Origin of the sequence: Brevundimonas faecalis, from assembly GCF_040549405.1 — a bacterium.
Taxonomy (GTDB): Bacteria; Pseudomonadota; Alphaproteobacteria; order Caulobacterales; family Caulobacteraceae; genus Brevundimonas; species Brevundimonas faecalis.
In genome coordinates this window covers 26,420-41,630 of record NZ_JBEPTF010000006.1, presented here as the reverse complement: position 1 = coordinate 41,630, position 15,211 = coordinate 26,420, and the positions used below count along the sequence as shown (strand labels likewise).

Annotated in this window: 13 protein-coding genes; 6 read left to right on the top strand and 7 right to left on the bottom strand. The window is 67.8% G+C overall.

What is annotated here, in order from left to right; translation table 11 throughout:
* Window positions 1-183: 183 nt before the first annotated feature.
* From ABIE19_RS16305 to tldD, 4 genes are all read left to right on the top strand, one after another.
* A complete protein-coding gene (locus tag ABIE19_RS16305) occupies window positions 184-597 on the top strand; it encodes a PadR family transcriptional regulator (RefSeq protein WP_354090289.1) in 414 nt (137 codons plus the stop codon).
* Window positions 597-1,163 carry a DUF1700 domain-containing protein gene (locus ABIE19_RS16300; RefSeq protein WP_354090288.1) on the top strand — a complete coding sequence of 189 codons (567 nt, stop codon included), beginning with the start codon at window positions 597-599 and terminating at the stop codon, window positions 1,161-1,163. Before ABIE19_RS16305 ends, ABIE19_RS16300 begins: the two co-directional genes overlap by 1 nt.
* Before the next feature lie 19 nt (window positions 1,164-1,182).
* On the top strand, window positions 1,183-1,962 hold the full coding sequence (locus ABIE19_RS16295) for a GIN domain-containing protein (RefSeq protein ID WP_354090287.1): 780 nt from the start codon (window positions 1,183-1,185) through the stop codon (window positions 1,960-1,962).
* A gap of 260 nt (window positions 1,963-2,222) precedes the next feature.
* A complete protein-coding gene (gene tldD, locus ABIE19_RS16290; protein WP_354090286.1) occupies window positions 2,223-3,653 on the top strand; it encodes a metalloprotease TldD in 1,431 nt (476 codons plus the stop codon).
* Between the two features lie 181 nt (window positions 3,654-3,834).
* Here the strand turns inward: tldD and mnmH are convergent, their stop codons facing one another.
* The 3 genes from mnmH to ABIE19_RS16275 are packed head-to-tail and all read right to left on the bottom strand — an operon-like array spanning window position 3,835 to window position 6,941.
* The gene (mnmH, locus tag ABIE19_RS16285) at window positions 3,835-4,884 is read right to left on the bottom strand and encodes a tRNA 2-selenouridine(34) synthase MnmH (protein ID WP_354090285.1); all 1,050 of its coding nucleotides are present in this window, start codon (window positions 4,882-4,884) and stop codon (window positions 3,835-3,837) included.
* The gene (selD, locus tag ABIE19_RS16280; RefSeq protein WP_354090284.1) at window positions 4,884-5,939 is read right to left on the bottom strand and encodes a selenide, water dikinase SelD; all 1,056 of its coding nucleotides are present in this window, start codon (window positions 5,937-5,939) and stop codon (window positions 4,884-4,886) included. Before selD ends, mnmH begins: the two co-directional genes overlap by 1 nt.
* 54 nt (window positions 5,940-5,993) lie before the next feature.
* Window positions 5,994-6,941, bottom strand: a complete 948-nt coding sequence (locus ABIE19_RS16275; protein WP_354090283.1) for a TraB/GumN family protein — start codon at window positions 6,939-6,941, stop codon at window positions 5,994-5,996.
* A 148-nt stretch (window positions 6,942-7,089) separates the two neighbouring features.
* Here ABIE19_RS16275 and ABIE19_RS16270 point away from each other — a divergent pair, with 148 nt between their 5' ends.
* A complete protein-coding gene (locus ABIE19_RS16270) occupies window positions 7,090-9,132 on the top strand; it encodes a TonB-dependent receptor plug domain-containing protein (protein WP_354090282.1) in 2,043 nt (680 codons plus the stop codon).
* Between the two features lie 144 nt (window positions 9,133-9,276).
* On the opposite strand, the gene ABIE19_RS16265 is transcribed toward ABIE19_RS16270, so the two are convergent.
* Window positions 9,277-10,986, bottom strand: a complete 1,710-nt coding sequence (locus tag ABIE19_RS16265) for a peptide MFS transporter (protein WP_354090281.1) — start codon at window positions 10,984-10,986, stop codon at window positions 9,277-9,279.
* A gap of 257 nt (window positions 10,987-11,243) precedes the next feature.
* Here ABIE19_RS16265 and ABIE19_RS16260 point away from each other — a divergent pair, with 257 nt between their 5' ends.
* Window positions 11,244-12,401 carry an N-acetyltransferase gene (locus ABIE19_RS16260; protein WP_354090280.1) on the top strand — a complete coding sequence of 386 codons (1,158 nt, stop codon included), beginning with the start codon at window positions 11,244-11,246 and terminating at the stop codon, window positions 12,399-12,401.
* Window positions 12,402-12,464: 63 nt separating this feature from the next.
* Here the strand turns inward: ABIE19_RS16260 and mscL are convergent, their stop codons facing one another.
* The 3 genes from mscL to rpsA form a co-directional block, all read right to left on the bottom strand.
* Window positions 12,465-12,869, bottom strand: coding sequence for a large-conductance mechanosensitive channel protein MscL (gene mscL / locus ABIE19_RS16255; RefSeq protein WP_354090279.1), 405 nt, complete (start codon window positions 12,867-12,869; stop codon window positions 12,465-12,467).
* A gap of 18 nt (window positions 12,870-12,887) precedes the next feature.
* Entirely contained in the window at window positions 12,888-13,178 is a 291-nt protein-coding gene (locus ABIE19_RS16250; protein ID WP_354090278.1) for an integration host factor subunit beta, read from the bottom strand.
* A 213-nt stretch (window positions 13,179-13,391) separates the two neighbouring features.
* Window positions 13,392-15,089, bottom strand: a complete 1,698-nt coding sequence (gene rpsA / locus ABIE19_RS16245; protein WP_354090277.1) for a 30S ribosomal protein S1 — start codon at window positions 15,087-15,089, stop codon at window positions 13,392-13,394.
* Between the last annotated feature and the right edge of the window lie 122 nt (window positions 15,090-15,211).

The window sequence follows — 15,211 nt, the reverse complement described above, 5'->3', positions numbered from 1 at the left end:
GCGAACCTCGGCGTTTCAGGCCCGGTCCTTATCGGCTCGTTTCGCGCTTGCCAAGCGATCAAGACGCTCAAGTGACCGCATGATGGCGAAGATCGATGGATTAATTCGCTGTCATGTAGCGACAGCTACCTTGCAACGCACAGTACCTTGCGATACCCCTTCGATCACACCGAAGGGAACGACATGCCCGAATCCATCGACATCCAACTGAAGAAAGGCGTGCTGGGATTGTGCGTTCTGGCCTTGCTGGCCCGCGACGACAGCTACGCCTACGAAATCGCCAGCCGCCTGTCCGACGCCATCGGCATGGGGGAAGGCACCATCTATCCGCTGATGCGGCGGATGCAGTCCGACGGCCTGGTGGAGACCTATCTGGTCGAATCGCCCAGCGGGCCGTCCCGCAAATACTATCGGCTGACGGCCTCGGGCCGGACCGCGTTGCAGGGCCAGACCGCCGAATGGCGCGCCTTCGCCCAAGCGGTCGAGGCCCTGGTCGCCGGAACCGCCTCTCGCGACGAAACCATCGTCGCCGGAGCGCCCGCCGAACCCGCCGCCATCGCCGATCAATCCGAACACGCCGAACGGGGAGCTGAATAATGAACCGCGCTGAATTTCTTGCCCGTCTGAGACGCGGCCTGGTCGGCCTGCCGATCACGGCGGCGGCCGAGATCGTCGCCGACTATGAAAGCCACTTCGCCGACGGCGCCGCCGCCGGACGCAGCGAAGAACAGGTTGCGGCCGGCCTGGGCGATCCCGACCGCCTGGCCCGCGAACTGAAGGCCGAGGCCGGCGCCCGGCGCTGGGGCCAGGAACAGTCCGCCTCTTCCGCCGCCGGCGCCATCTTCGGCATCCTGGGCCTGGGCGCGATCGACATCCTGATCCTTCTGCCCATCGTCCTGCCGGTCTTCGGCACGGTGCTGTCCATGCTGATCGGCGGCATAGGCGTCTTCGTCGCCGGCGGCTTCGTCATGGTGGCCGGCTCCTTCATGGGCCTGCCGGGCGGCGCCCTGGCCGCCGCGCTGCTGGGCGTGGGCCTGATGGGCCTGGGCGTCTTCATGGTCGCCCTGATGGCCCTGCTGACCAAGTGGCTGATCGACGCCACCGTCTGGTACGCCCGCCTGCACTACCGCGTCCTGAAACCCGCCCTCGAACCGCAAGCCTGAGCCAAGGGAGACCTATGTCATGATCCGCAATCTGCTCATCATCTCCGGCGCGGGCCTGGTTCTGGCGATCGCCGGCATCGGCGGCGCCTTCGCAGTCGGCGGCCGGGATCTGGCCCGCCACGACTGGACCTGGGTGATCACCGACGACGAGGCCGGCGACAGCGGCTTCACGGTCGAACGCGGCCAGGTGTCGCCCGACGTCACCCGCACCCTCGCCTGGATCGACGGCCAGCGCCTGGCGATCGACGTGCCGGCGGACGTGGTCTACGACCAGCAGGCCGACGCTCCGGGCATCACCGTCTCGGGCGCCGAGAACGTGGTCAGCCGCGTGCGCTTCTCCAACGGCCGCCTGACCCTGGACGAGGCCCCGCGCGGCGACCGCAGCTATGTCCGCTGGACCCGCACCAGCATCCGCGGCTGGAGCGAGACCGACGCCCTGAAGATCATCATCAAGGCGCCCTCGGTGAAGGCCTTCGACCTGTCCGGCCCGACCGAGCTGAAGATCCGCGGCTATGACCAGCCGACGCTGGACCTGACCCTGACCGGTTCGTCGGACGTGCGCGTCCAGGGTCGTACCGACGCCGTGACGGTCGACGTGTCCGGCGCCGGCGACGCCCGCCTGGACGAGCTGATCGTCGACGACGCCAAGGTGCGCGTCAGCGGCTCGGGCGACGTCCGTGTCGGCCCCAGCGGCAAGGCCGAGGTCGACGTCTCGGGAAGCGGCGAGGTCCGCTTGACGCGCCGCCCCGCCGAACTGCGCCAGTCGGTCAGCGGCTCCGGCGACGTGTCGCAGGACTAAGACAGCTCGCCCTCTCCCGGCGGGAGAGGGCTTGAGCGCACGAGAGCGTCAGCGATCGTTCTTGCGCGAAAGGGTGAGGGGCTTGTCCTGTAAGTCGGTGTAAGCCGTGGCGCTACGACCTTCGGCCGACTTCACCCGCGAACCCTCACCCTTTCGCCTTAGCCAATCGCTCCGCTCTTGGAGGCTCAAGCCCTCTCCCAACAGGAGAGGGTTTTGACGTACCTCGTGACGCCGGGCCCCGCAGCCCCTATCTAGCGTCCATGAGCACCGTCGCCTCCCCCTCCCCCATCCTCGACGCCGCGGGCCTGGCCCCGGACGAGGCCCTGTCGATCCTGCAGAACGCCCTGACCGGCGCCGACGACGGGGAGCTGTTCCTCGAAAAGACCGAGAGCGAATCCCTGGTCTTCGACGACGGGCGGCTGAAGGGCGCCTCCTATGACGCGGTCGAAGGTTTCGGCCTGCGCGTGGTGGCGGGCGAAACCGCCGGCTACGCCCACGCCAACGAGATTTCCGCCGCCGCCGTCCGCCGCGCCGCCGACAGCGCGGCCCTGGCCAAGCGCGGCTACGACGGCACCGCCGCCGAGGCGCCGCGCGCCACCAACCAGCGCCTCTATGATCCGGTCGATCCGCTTCTGGCCCCGGCCTTCTCGGACAAGATCGCGCTTCTGGCCGAGATCGACGCCTGGGCGCGCGCCCGCGATCCGCGCGTGGTGCAGGTCTCGGCCTCCCTGGTCGGAGAGCGTCGCGCCATCGACATCCTGCGCGGCGACGGACGGCTGCTCAGCGACCTGCGCCCCCTGGTCCGGCTGAACGTCTCCGTCACCGTCGAGAAGGACGGCCGCCGCGAAAGCGCCTCGTCCGGCGCGGGCGGCCGCGCGGGCTTCGAGGAATGGGTCGCCCCCGAACGCTGGCAGGCCCAGGTGGACGAGGCCCTGCGTCAGGCCCTGGTCAATCTGGACGCCGTCGACTGCCCGGCGGGCGAGATGGACGTGGTGCTGGGCGCCGGCTGGCCCGGCGTCCTGTTGCACGAAGCCGTCGGCCACGGCTTCGAGGGCGACTTCCACCGCAAGGGCTCGTCGGTCTTCACCGGCATGATGGGCAAGCGCGTGGCCGCGCCGGGCGTGACGGTCGTGGACGACGGCTCCATCGCCGGGCGTCGCGGCTCCCTGTCCTTCGACGACGAAGGCACCCCGACCTCGCGCACCGTGCTGATCGAGGACGGCATCATGGTCGGCCTGATGCACGACCGTCTGTCGGCGCGTCAGTTGGGCGCGAACGCCACCGGCAACGGCCGTCGCCAGTCCTTCGCACATACGCCCATGCCGCGCATGACCAACACCTTCATGGAAGGCGGCAAGGATTCGCAGGCCGAGATGATCGCCTCGACCAAACGCGGCCTCTATGCCGCCAACTTCGGCGGTGGCCAGGTGGACATCACCAACGGCAAGTTCGTCTTCCAGTGCACCGAGGCCTATCTGATCGAGGACGGCAGGATCACGGCCCCGGTGCGCGGCGCCACCCTGATCGGCGACGGGGCGACGGCCCTGACCCAAATCCAGATGATCGGCGACGACTTCGCCTTCGACCCCGGCGTCGGCACCTGCGGCAAGGCCGGCCAGGGCGTCCCCGTCGGCATCGGCCAACCCAGCCTCAAGATCGGCCGTCTGACGGTGGGCGGCACGGCGGTCTGATAAACCCTCTCCCGGCGGGAGAGGGCTTGAGCCTCCAAGAGCCGAAGGCGATTGGCCAAGGCGAAAGGGTGAGGGACTTGTCCCGTCAGTCGGCGTGAGCCGTAGCGCGACGGCCTTAGACCGACTTCAATCCCGAACCCTCACCCCTTCGCGCAAGAACGACCGCTACGCGCTCGTGCGCTCAAGCCCTCTCCCATCGGGAGAGGGAAGCCGCGATCGCCTCAGCCGCGCGGTCCACGTCGCCGTCCATGATGACTTCGCCCAGGTCGCGCGCTCCAGCCGAGGCCCGGCGATAGGCCGGGTCGTAGTGGTCGCGCATCAGGGCCGTCGCCAGGGCGCGCAGGTCGCCCGCCTGGGACAGGGCGCGCCATTGCGCGATCCGCTCGCGGCTGTGGTGGCTGGGCATCCGCGTCAGCAGGGCGTCGCGCACGGCCGCGTCGTTGGTCGCCGCCTGATAGTCGCGCAGCACCCGCTCGACCCGCGCCTCGAACGGAGCGGACAGGCGCAAGGCGGGCGCCGCCTTCATCGCCGCCCACAGCGCAGGCGGCACGGTCAGGCGGCCGATGCGGCTGGCCTCGGCCTCGACCACCACAGGGCGGCTGAGGTCCAGAGCGGACAGGGCGGCGTAGAGGCGACTCTCGAACAGCTTCTGCGACGGCTGCTCCGCCTCGGTGCGGCCGAACAGGGAGCCGCGATGCGCCGCCAGCCCCTCCAGGTCCAGGCTCTGGGCGCCGTGGTCGACCAGACGGGCCAGAACCTCGGTCTTGCCGCTGCCGGTCAGGCCGTCCAGCAGGACCAGGTTCAGCCTCGGCGCCGTCTCAAGATCATGCAGGGCCGACGCCACCGTCCGGCGCCAGGTCTGATAGCCGCCCTCCAGCCGCGTCACGGGCCAGCCGACCTGATCCATCACCGTGGTCATGGCCGTCGAGCGCTGCCCCCCGCGCCAGCAATAGACCAGGGGCTGGAAGCTTCCGTCGCGGTCGCCCAGCGCCCCTTCCAGATGCGTCGCGATATTCCTCGCCACCAGGGCCGCGCCCAGGCGCCGCGCCAGGAATTTCGAGGTCTGGACGTAGAGGGTTCCCACCTCGGTCCGCTGGGCGTCGTCCAGCACCGGCAGGTTGATCGCGCCCGGCAGATGATCCTCGGCGAACTCGCCCGGACTGCGCACGTCGATGACGGCGTCGTAGCGGGCCAGAGCCTCCGGCGAAACCTCCGCCGTCAGCCGCGCCATCAGGCGCCCGCCCGAACAATCACCGACGGCGCGCCCTCGCGCACGCGACCGACAAGGCGCGCCGAGGCGAAGTCCATGTCCTGAACCAGCGTCATCACGCTTTCCGCCGCCTCAGGCGCGACGGCGATCAGCAGGCCGCCCGAGGTCTGTGGGTCGGTCAGCAGGTCGCGCCGCCATTCGGGCAGATCGGCGTCCAGCCTCACCGCGTCGCCATAGGCCGCCCAGTTGCGCACCGAGGCGCCGGTCCGCACACCGACCTGGGCCAGGGCCGACGCGCCGTCCAGGAAGGCCGGAACGTCGGCGTCGATCTCGACCGTCAGGCCCGCGCCGCGCGCCATCTCCAGCGCATGGCCCAGCAGGCCGAAGCCGGTCACGTCCGTCACGGCGTGAACGCCGTCCATCGCCGCCAGCTTCGGCCCCGGCGTGTTGAGCCGGGTGGTCGAGCCGATCAGGGCCTCATAACCGCCCGCCTCCAACCGTCCCTGCTTATAGGCGGCGCTCAGCACGCCGACGCCCAGGGCCTTGGTCAGGATCAGCACGTCGTCCGCCTGCGCGCCGCGATTGGTCAGCACCCGATCCGGGTGCGCCAGACCCAGGGCGACCAGGCCGTAGATCGGCTCCAGGCTGTCGATCGAATGGCCGCCGGCGACGGGCACGCCCGCCTCAGCGCAGACGGCGGCGCCGCCTTCCAGCACCCGGCCGATGGTTTGTGGCGACAGCTTGCCGACCGGCATGCCGACAATGGCCAGGGCGAAGATCGGCGTCGCCCCCATGGCATAGACGTCCGACAGGGCGTTGGCCGCCGCGATCCGGCCGAAGTCGAACGGATCGTCCACCATCGGCATGAAGAAGTCGGTCGTCGCCACCAGGGCCTGCTGATCATTCAGCCGCCAGACCGCCGCATCGTCCGAGGTCTCGGTCCCAACCATCAGGTCGGCGAAGGCCGCCGTGCGCGGCGTCGAGGCCAGGATGGACTGCAGCACGTCGGGCGCGATCTTGCAGCCGCAGCCGCCGCCATGGGCCAGGGAGGTGAGTCTGGGTTCCGTGTCGCTCATGCCCCCGACCTCTTCCCTGGGACGCCCCGCGTCAACCGTCTTCTCGGGCCTCCGTCAGCGGGCGGCGGCTTCGGCGGCCTTCCAGTCCGGCCCCTCGATCTCGTAACCCTGAGCCTGCAGCGCATCCAGGACGCCGCCGGGCTCGGCCAGGACACGCAGCTGGGCGACGGCCATGGTCACGCCCGGTTCGCCCAGGGCCGTCTGCACGGCCTCGGCCCATTGGCGACGCAACTGGGGCGCGATCTCCGGGTCCCCCCAGGGCCAGCACAGACCCAGAGCCCGTTCCAGCGGCTGCTCCATGACCTGGGGCACGCGGCGCGCGCGCCAGTCGGCGATGCGGGCGGCGGCCCCCGCCGGGCCGACCTCGGCCGCCGCCACGGCGGCTTCGACGCAGGGCGCATAGGTGGCGGGCGGGGCGGTGATCAGGTTGTCGACGATTTCGTCGCCTCGCACGGTTCCGACCGGCCGCACGGGAATACGGGCCTCGCGCGCCACCTTGCGGACCACGTCGGTGGCGTTGCGCGTGCGGCCGCGCTCATAACCGGCCCTGTCGCTCATCAGATCCATGCTGAGGATGACCAGGCTGTCGGTGCGCCAACTGTCGCCGCGCTGGTTCGCCATCACCGCTTCCAGCCTGGTCTGAACATCCGGCGACAGATAGTCTGCGGTCGTCGTGCCCTTGGGCAGGCTGGCGATGGTGCGGATGCGCCAGATCAGGCGCAGCACGTCCCCGACCGAGGCGCGCCCTTCCTGCGGGAACAGGATGCGCTGGGCGCGCCGGGCCGCGGCCTCCAGGGCCTCGGGCCGCCACTCGACATCGCGCGGCACGCCGCCGATCGCCCCGACCAGGATCAGGGTGCTGTCCCCGCGCGTGACCTGCCAGATCGGCGCCTCGGCCCGACGGGCGGTGACGACCACCTCGTCGACGGTGGAGACCTGTTCCTGAGCGAGCGCCGGGGCTGCAAGAAGAGCAAGCGCGACTACAATGACCAAGCGTTTCATAAGCTCATGCGTTAACAGTATCTAACAGGCCTGTAATCTGAAGGTTCTGTAATGCTGTCAGGGATTTAATCCACCTGTCCGGCTTGTAACTGGAGACTTCGAGCCGACGCCGCCAAACCTTCGACCACACGAGGGAGAGGACGACGCCATGAACCGGACCATCTTGCTGGCCACCGCCGCCGCAGCCGCAATCGCCGCTGGAGCCGCCGCGCCTGCACAGGCCGAGACGACGCCCGTTCGCCAGACCGCCCAGCCGCAGGACCAGGGCGTCCTGGTCTTCACCCCCGACTTCTTCGCCGACGCCCGCCCAAACACGGCGCTGGACATGGTCAACCGGGTGCCGGGCTTTTCGGTCAACGACGGCGACGGCGCGCGCGGCTTTGAAGGCGCGGTGGGCAACATCCTGATCAACGGATCCCGCCCCGCGTCCAAGAACGACACCGGCTCCAACGTCCTGGGCCGCACCGTCGCCGCCCAGGTGGAGCGCATCGAACTGATCCGCGGCGGCGCGCCGGGCATCGAGATGCAAGGCTACTCCGTCGTCGCCAACGTCATCCTGAAGACCACGACCAGCCGCGAACACATCGCCACCTTCAACGCCAGCCTGTTCGAGGGCGGCCAGGACCTGTTCGGCGGCACCTATCAGTTCACCCAGCGCAAGGGCGACCGCACCTGGGGCGTGACCCTGGGCGACGGCATCTCGTCCAGCGACTCCAACGGCGCCGGACCGCTGCGCCGGGTCGGACCGAACGGCGAAGTCCTGCGCTCCGAAGACTTCTACAATGACGGTTACGGCGGCGGGAACTCGATCCGAGGCAACTATTCCGGCCCGCTGATGGGCGGCAAGATCGACCTGACCGCCCGCTACGGGATCAACGACTGGCACAACATCAACCGCCAGACGGCGCCGCAGCTGCTGCGCGAAAGCCTGTCCGACGAGGACACATCCAGCGGCGAACTGGGCGTCGTCTACACGCGCCCCCTGACGCAAAGGCTGAAGCTGGAAACGCGCTTCATCCACGAGTTCGAGGACTTCGACAATGTCGCCACGTCCCTGACACGCGAAGGCGGCGTCGATTCCCCCCTGCAACGGTTCGCCGCCGACGGGAACTCGTCCGAGACCATCCTGCGCGGCCTGCTTCGCTTCGAGCGCTCCGCTGCGCTGGAGTTCGAGGGCGGCGGCGAGGTCGCCTACAACATGCTGGAGGTGCAGCAGGCCTATTCGGTCGGCGGCGCGTCCGTTCCCCTGCCCTCCGCCTCGGTCAAGGTCGAGGAAACGCGCGGCGAACTGTTCGGCAAGGCCACCTGGCGCATCAATCCGAAGTGGACGGTGGAAGGCGGTCTGCGCCTCGAATCCTCCACCATCAGCCAGTCGGGCGACGCCGAGCAGGAGAAGAGCTTCTTCTACGCCAAGCCCCGCCTGCTGACGACCTGGACGCCCAGCGCGACCACCCAGGTGCGGCTGCGCCTGGAACGCTCGGTCGGCCAGTTGGACTTCGGCGACTTCGCCGCCTCGGCCGAGTTGGCGAACGAAAGCGTCTTCGGCGGCAACGTCAACCTGCAGCCGGAACAGCGCTGGATCAGCGAACTGACCTTCGAGAAGCGCTTCTGGGGCGAAGGCATCGTCAGCCTCGGCTTGCGCCATGACGAGATTTCGGACGTCATCGACCTGATCCCGCTGGACGGCGGTCTGACGGCGGTCGGCAACATCGGCGACGGAACCCTGGACCAGTTGGTCCTGAACGTGACGGTCCCGACGGACAGGCTGGGCCTCTCGGGCGGCAAGTTCGGCTTCCGCAACACCTGGAACAAGACCGAGGTCACCGACCCGACCACCGGCGAACAGCGCCCCATCTCGGGTGTTCGCGCCAGCCAAGCGAACATTACCTTCCAGCAGGACATCACGTCGTGGAAGTTGCAGTGGGGCGCCGTCTGGATCCCTCTGCTGGGTCAACGCAACTATCAGCCGGACCAGATCTCAGGCTGGCGCGGAACCGACTACTACGAACTGTGGGCGGAATATAAGCCGGCGCCCACCCTGGCGATCCGCGCCCAGGTGAACATCTGGAACGACTTCGACTCCCAGCGGATCGTCTTCGGCAATCGGGAGACGCGCCCGATCGCCTATGTCGAAAACCGCTTCGTCGATCCGCGCACCTTCTGGCAGATCCGCGTGCGCAAGACCTTCTGAGGATAAGAACGAGAACCCGCCGACGTCGGCCTCGTCCCCCAACCCGAGGGCGACGTAGGGCGGGCCTCCCCCGGAAGAACTGAAAAGGGCGGCGCCTCTGTCGAGACGCCGCCCTTCTTGTCATTCAGACCGACCGCGAGGCGATCAGTGAACGCCGGCCATGCCCTTCTTCAGCAAGGGCGACAGCAGCAGCAGGACAACGCCCACGCCCACGCCGGTCCAGCCGATGGTGCCGAAGATGGAGCCGTAGGTCTCCAGCGCCAGCTTGGGATTGGTGACGACGCCGGCCACGGTGTCCGTGGCCGTGGCGGCGGCGATCCAGCCCGCCACGATGTGGGCCACTGACGACGACAGGAACCAGACGCCCATCATCAGGCCGACCACGCGCGCCACCGACAGCTTGGTGATCATCGACAGGCCGACCGGCGACAGGCACAGCTCGCCGATGGTGTGGAAGACATAGGTCAGGAACAGGACCAACAGCGGGACGCGGAACGACTCGTTGAAGTTGTTCGCCGCCGCCCAGGCCAGCAGCAGGAAGCCTGCGCCGACGAAGACCAGGGCCGCCGAGAACTTCACCGGCGTCGAAGGTTCGCGGTTGCGCTTGCCCAGCCAGACCCACAGGGCCGCCATGATGGGACCGCCGATGACGATGACGCCCGGGTTGAACATCTGGGTGTAGCCGGCGTTGAACCAGGCTGGCATCTCCGTCGACTGATCGGCGAACAGGGTCAGGGACGAACCGGCCTGTTCGAACAGGGCCCAGAACAGGACCGAGAAGAAGATCAGCACCTGGGCGACCAGCATCCGCGACCGCTCCGCGCCCTTCAGGCGGAAGACGGTATAGCCGACCACGCCCGCGAAGGTCAGGACGGCGATCGGGATCAGGATGGTCTGGACGACCGAGTGACGCTGCATCAGCAGCCAGACCGGAACCACGGCCACGATGCCCGCGATCCAGAAGAAGGCTTCCACCGGAACGCCAAGGATGGAACGGCCCTTCAGAGGAACCGGCGGGGCGCCGCGGCCTTCCAGCCAGGGCGTGCCCACCAGGAAGGTCAGCAGGCCCATCAGCATGCCGATGCCGGCCAGGCCGAAGCCGTAGGCCCAGCCGTAGGTGAAGCCCAGATAGGAACAGGCCGCAGTGGCCAGCAGCGAGCCCAGGTTGATGCCGACGTAGAAGATGGTGAAGCCGCCGTCGCGACGGGGATCGTTCTCCTCATAGAGGGCGCCCACCACGGTCGAGATATTGGCCTTCAGGAAGCCCACGCCCATGATGATCAGCGACAGGGCCAGGAACAGGACCGGTTCGCCGAAGGCGGTGTCGCGCTTGGTGTCGACCTTGTAGCCGCCTGCCGGGGTGAAGGCGGGGAAGCCTTGGGCCGGGGCTGCAACGGCGGCGGGCGACGCCGCGGCGGCCGCATCGGCGCCGACCCGGGTCACGCCCTCGGGCGTGATGGTGATGTGAACCCGCTGATCGCCGTCCACGGCGTACATCTTGCGGTTCTGGTCACGCCCGTCGACCTCGATCTGATAGGTGCGCTCGCCGATGGTCAGGCTTTCCTTGCCGCCTGTCCCCTCGAACGCCATGGTGAAGTGGCCGGCCACCAGAAGGACGGCGCCGATGATCACGGCCTTGCGCGCGCCCAGGTATTTGTCGGCGATCATGCCGCCCAAGACCGGCATCAGGTAAACCAGGGCGGCGTAGGCGGCGTAGATGCCCTGCGCCTCGGCCGGCCCGAACAGGAAGTGCTGGGTCAGGTACATGACCAGCAGCGCCCGCATTCCGTAATAGGAGAAGCGTTCCCACATCTCCGTGAAGAAGAGGATCACCAGCCCCCGCGGGTGTCCCAAGAAAGTCTTTTGAGGCGCGGCGAGCGCGCCCCCTCCATCCGTCGTGCTCAACGGCGAACTCCATGTCAGACGCCCCCACGGGCGCTAAAGCGCGCAGAAACAGCACGCCGGGGCGCTCTGAACAAGCGTTAACGCGCCGATGCGCGGAAATGTGGCGGAACCTTGTTTCTTAACAAGTCATTTACATTTGGCGCGGGAATTGCCGCGCGGGGGTTCGTGGGCGGCCGTATCGCCCCGAATTGGGAAGGAAGAACGGGATGGCGATCCGCGCTTTTCACCTCAGCGACGTCTTCGACGTCAACGGTCTGCACCGCGACGTCTGGTGGCCGGAACGCTCTGCCGCGGGATGGAAATGGCTGGACTCCAATCCGGCCCGCCGCGACATCGAGGCTCCCCTGGGCTGGGTGCTGGAAAACGATCAGGGCCGCGTCGGCGCCTTCATCGGCAACTTCGTTCAGCGCTTCTGGGTCGACGGCCGGCTGGAACACGGGGCCAGCGGCTTCTCCGTCATCGTGCCGTCGGCGCACAGGGGATCGGCGGGCAAGCTGATCCGCACCCTGTTGGGCCAGCCGAACTGCATGGTCCGCTACACCCTGAACGCCAACCCCAAGTCGGCGCCCATCTATCCTCACCTCAAGATGCAGCCCAGCCACGAACGGGGCCACGACTTCAAGCTGGCCTGGATCGTCGATCCCCTGGCCTGTCTGTCGGGTCGCCTGCTGCGCATGGCCGTCAACCGCCGTCCGGATCTGTCCCTGAAGCTGGGCGAGCAGTTGAACTGCCGCCGGACGGAAAGGGTCGACAAGGTCCTGTCCCGCGCCCTGCCGCGCGGCGTGCGCCGGATCACCAATCTGTCGGACATCTCCGACTACGCCGGCTTCTGGGCCGCCTATCGCGACCAGGGTCGCATGACGGCCGACCGCAGTCCGGAGATCATGCGCTGGCGCATGGCCGACCCGGACCTGACCGCCCCGCCCTTCATGCTGGGCTATGAGATCGACGGCCGCCTGGTCGGCTACGCCCAGGCCATGTTGAGCAAGGGCTGCTCGATCGAGCCGCCGTCGCTGGAAATCCTCGACCTGATCGCCCTGGACGGCGCGGAGGAAGCCCTTCCCGCCCTGACCCAGGCCATCCTCGACCTGGCGCCCAGGCTGGGCGCCGCGCGGGTGCGGTTGCAGGTGGTCAACGGCTTCGTCCTGGACGCTCTGGGCGGACTGGCGCGTCGCGCCCGCCGCGAGGGCGGATGGGGCCATTGCCACGCCTTGTTCGACGCCGACGTGGATCCAGCCGCGCTCGACTGGCGCCCGGCCCCGTTCGACGGCGACTACGCCATCTGCCTGCGGCCGACGCCCCAGGGCCGCGTCAAGCGCCCGAACGTGCACAAGGCGCCCCAGCCCGATCCGCAGTTCGCCTGACCGGATGCAAGAAGGGGGACGGTCGCCCGTCCCCCTTGGTTCTTCTCGATTTTCAGCGAAGTCTCAGGGCCGCGCCTTCAACTCGTCGCGGATCTCGGCCAGCAGGGTCTCGGTCGGCGTCGGTCCCGTCTCTTCCGGCGCCTGTTCCCGGCGCAGCTTGTTGATCCCCTTGACCAGCAGGAAGACCACGAAGGCCACGATCACGAACTGGATCAGGGTGTTGATGAAGGCGCCGTACTGGATGGCCACCTTCTCCACCGCCTCGGTCGCCGGGTTTTCAGGCACCAGGACCCATTCCAGCTTAGAGAAGTCGACCTTGCCCAGCAGCAGGCCGATCGGCGGCATGATCACCTGATCCACCAGGCTCGTGACGATCTTGCCGAAGGAAGCGCCGATGATGACGCCGACCGCCAGGTCGACGACATTGCCGCGCGCGGCGAATTCACGAAACTCGGTCAGCAGGCTCATTCAGTCAGTCTTTCTTCTTCAGGCGTCGCCGGAAGCGTTCAGGCGCTCCCGAAGTTCCTTGCCGCTCTTGAAAAAGGGCACGGCCTTGGCCGGCACCTCGACAGTCTCGCCGGTGCGAGGATTGCGCCCGACCCGCGCCGGACGGCTGCGGACGGAAAAGGCGCCGAAACCGCGAAGCTCGACCCGTCCGCCCTCGGACAAGGCCTCCGTCATCTGCCCCAGGATGACATTGACGACCCGTTCCACCTCGGCGTGCGTGAGGTGGATATTCTCGGCCGCCAGCTTCTCGATCAACTCGGACTTGATCATTCAGGCCCCCGCCCGTGGCTGTTTCAGATGCAGTCGCTTCCGTTCAGACACACACCCTAACCACCTGACACGGCGGGAATAAAGGGGGTCGTGCCGGTTCGAGAACGATTCTCGGTCAACATGTTTCCCTATTGGCGCGGGTTATTCGTCATGGCGCAAGAAAAAAGGGCGGCCGGATCGCTCCGGCCGCCCCGTTTTCCGCTGGGCGAAGGATTACTCCTTGCCGGCGTTCTTCAGGGCCGCGCCCAGGATGTCGCCGAGCGAGGCGCCGGAGTCCGACGAACCGAACTGCTCGATGGCTTCCTGCTCGTCCTTCATCTCCAGAGCCTTGACCGAGACGGAGACGCGGCGCGTGGCCTTGTCGATGCCCGTGATCATGGCGTCGATGCGGTCGCCGACGGCGAAGCGTTCCGGACGTTGCTCGTTGCGGTCGCGCGACAGGTCCGACTTGCGGACGAAGGCCGTGACCGGAGCGTCGTCTTCACCGAATTTGACTTCGATGCCGCCGGTTTCAACCGCGGTCACCGTGACGGTGACCTGTTGGCCGCGCTTGTAGACGTCGCCTTCCATCGGGTCGGAACCCAGTTGCTTGACGCCCAGGGAGACGCGTTCCTTCTCGACGTCGACGTCCAGGACCTTGGCCTTGATGACCTCGCCCTTGCGGTAACGCTGGATGGCTTCTTCGCCCGAGACGTTCCAGTCCAGGTCCGACAGGTGCACCATGCCGTCGATGTCGTTGTCCAGGCCGATGAACAGGCCGAACTCGGTGGCGTTCTTGACTTCGCCCTCGACGGTCGAACCGATCGGGTGAGCCTCGACGAAGGCTTCCCACGGGTTGTTCTGAGCCTGCTTCAGGCCCAGCGAGATGCGGCGCTTGGCGCTGTCGACGTCCAGGACGATGACGTCCACTTCCTGCGAGGTGGAGACGATCTTGCCCGGGTGGACGTTCTTCTTGGTCCAGGACATTTCCGAGACGTGCACCAGGCCTTCAACGCCCGGCTCCAGCTCCACGAAGGCGCCGTAGTCGGTGATGTTGGTGATGCGGCCGGTGTACTTGGCGTTGACCGGGTACTTGGCTTCGACGCCGTCCCACGGATCCGACTGCAGCTGCTTCATGCCGAGCGAGATGCGCTGGGTGTCCGGGTTGATCTTGACGATCTGGACCTTGACGGTGTCGCCGACGGCCAGGACCTGCGACGGGTGCGAGACGCGCTTCCACGACATGTCGGTGACGTGCAGCAGGCCGTCGATGCCGCCCAGGTCCACGAAGGCGCCGTAGTCGGTGATGTTCTTGACCACGCCTTCGCGGACTTCGCCCTCTTGCAGCTGGCCGACCAGCTCGGTGCGCTGTTCGGCGCGGGCTTCTTCCAGGATGGCGCGACGCGAGACGACGATGTTGCCGCGCGGACGGTCCATCTTCAGGATGGCGAAGGGCTGTTCCTTGCCCATCAGCGGAGTGACGTCGCGAACCGGACGGATATCGACTTGCGAGCCCGGCAGGAAGGCCGAGGCGCCGCCCAGATCGACGGTGAAGCCGCCCTTGACGCGGCCGACGATGGCGCCGTTGACCGGCTGACCTTCGGCGAAGACGACTTCCAGACGGGTCCAGGCTTCTTCGCGGCGAGCCTTGTCGCGGCTGATGACGGCCTCGCCCAGGGCGTTCTCGACGCGCTCCAGGTAGACTTCGACGTTGTCGCCGACCTTGGGCAGGACAGCGCCTTCGCCCTGGCCGAATTCACGCATCGAGATGCGGCCTTCGGTCTTCAGGCCGACGTCGATGATGACGATGTCTTTCTCGATGCCGACGACGCGGCCGTGAACGACCTGGCCTTCGCCGAGGTCGCGGCCTTGCAGTTGTTCGTCGAGCAGCGCGGCGAAATCGTCGCGCGAGGGGTTCAGGGTGTCGGTCATATAGCTTCGGGGTTGGGGCGCGCGACCAGACGGTCCCGCGCGATGGGTGAACAGGGAAAGAAGAAAAGTCAGGTCGTCAGGACGCGAGGCCGGCGCAAGAGGGCGCGAACGAAAAAGCCAGA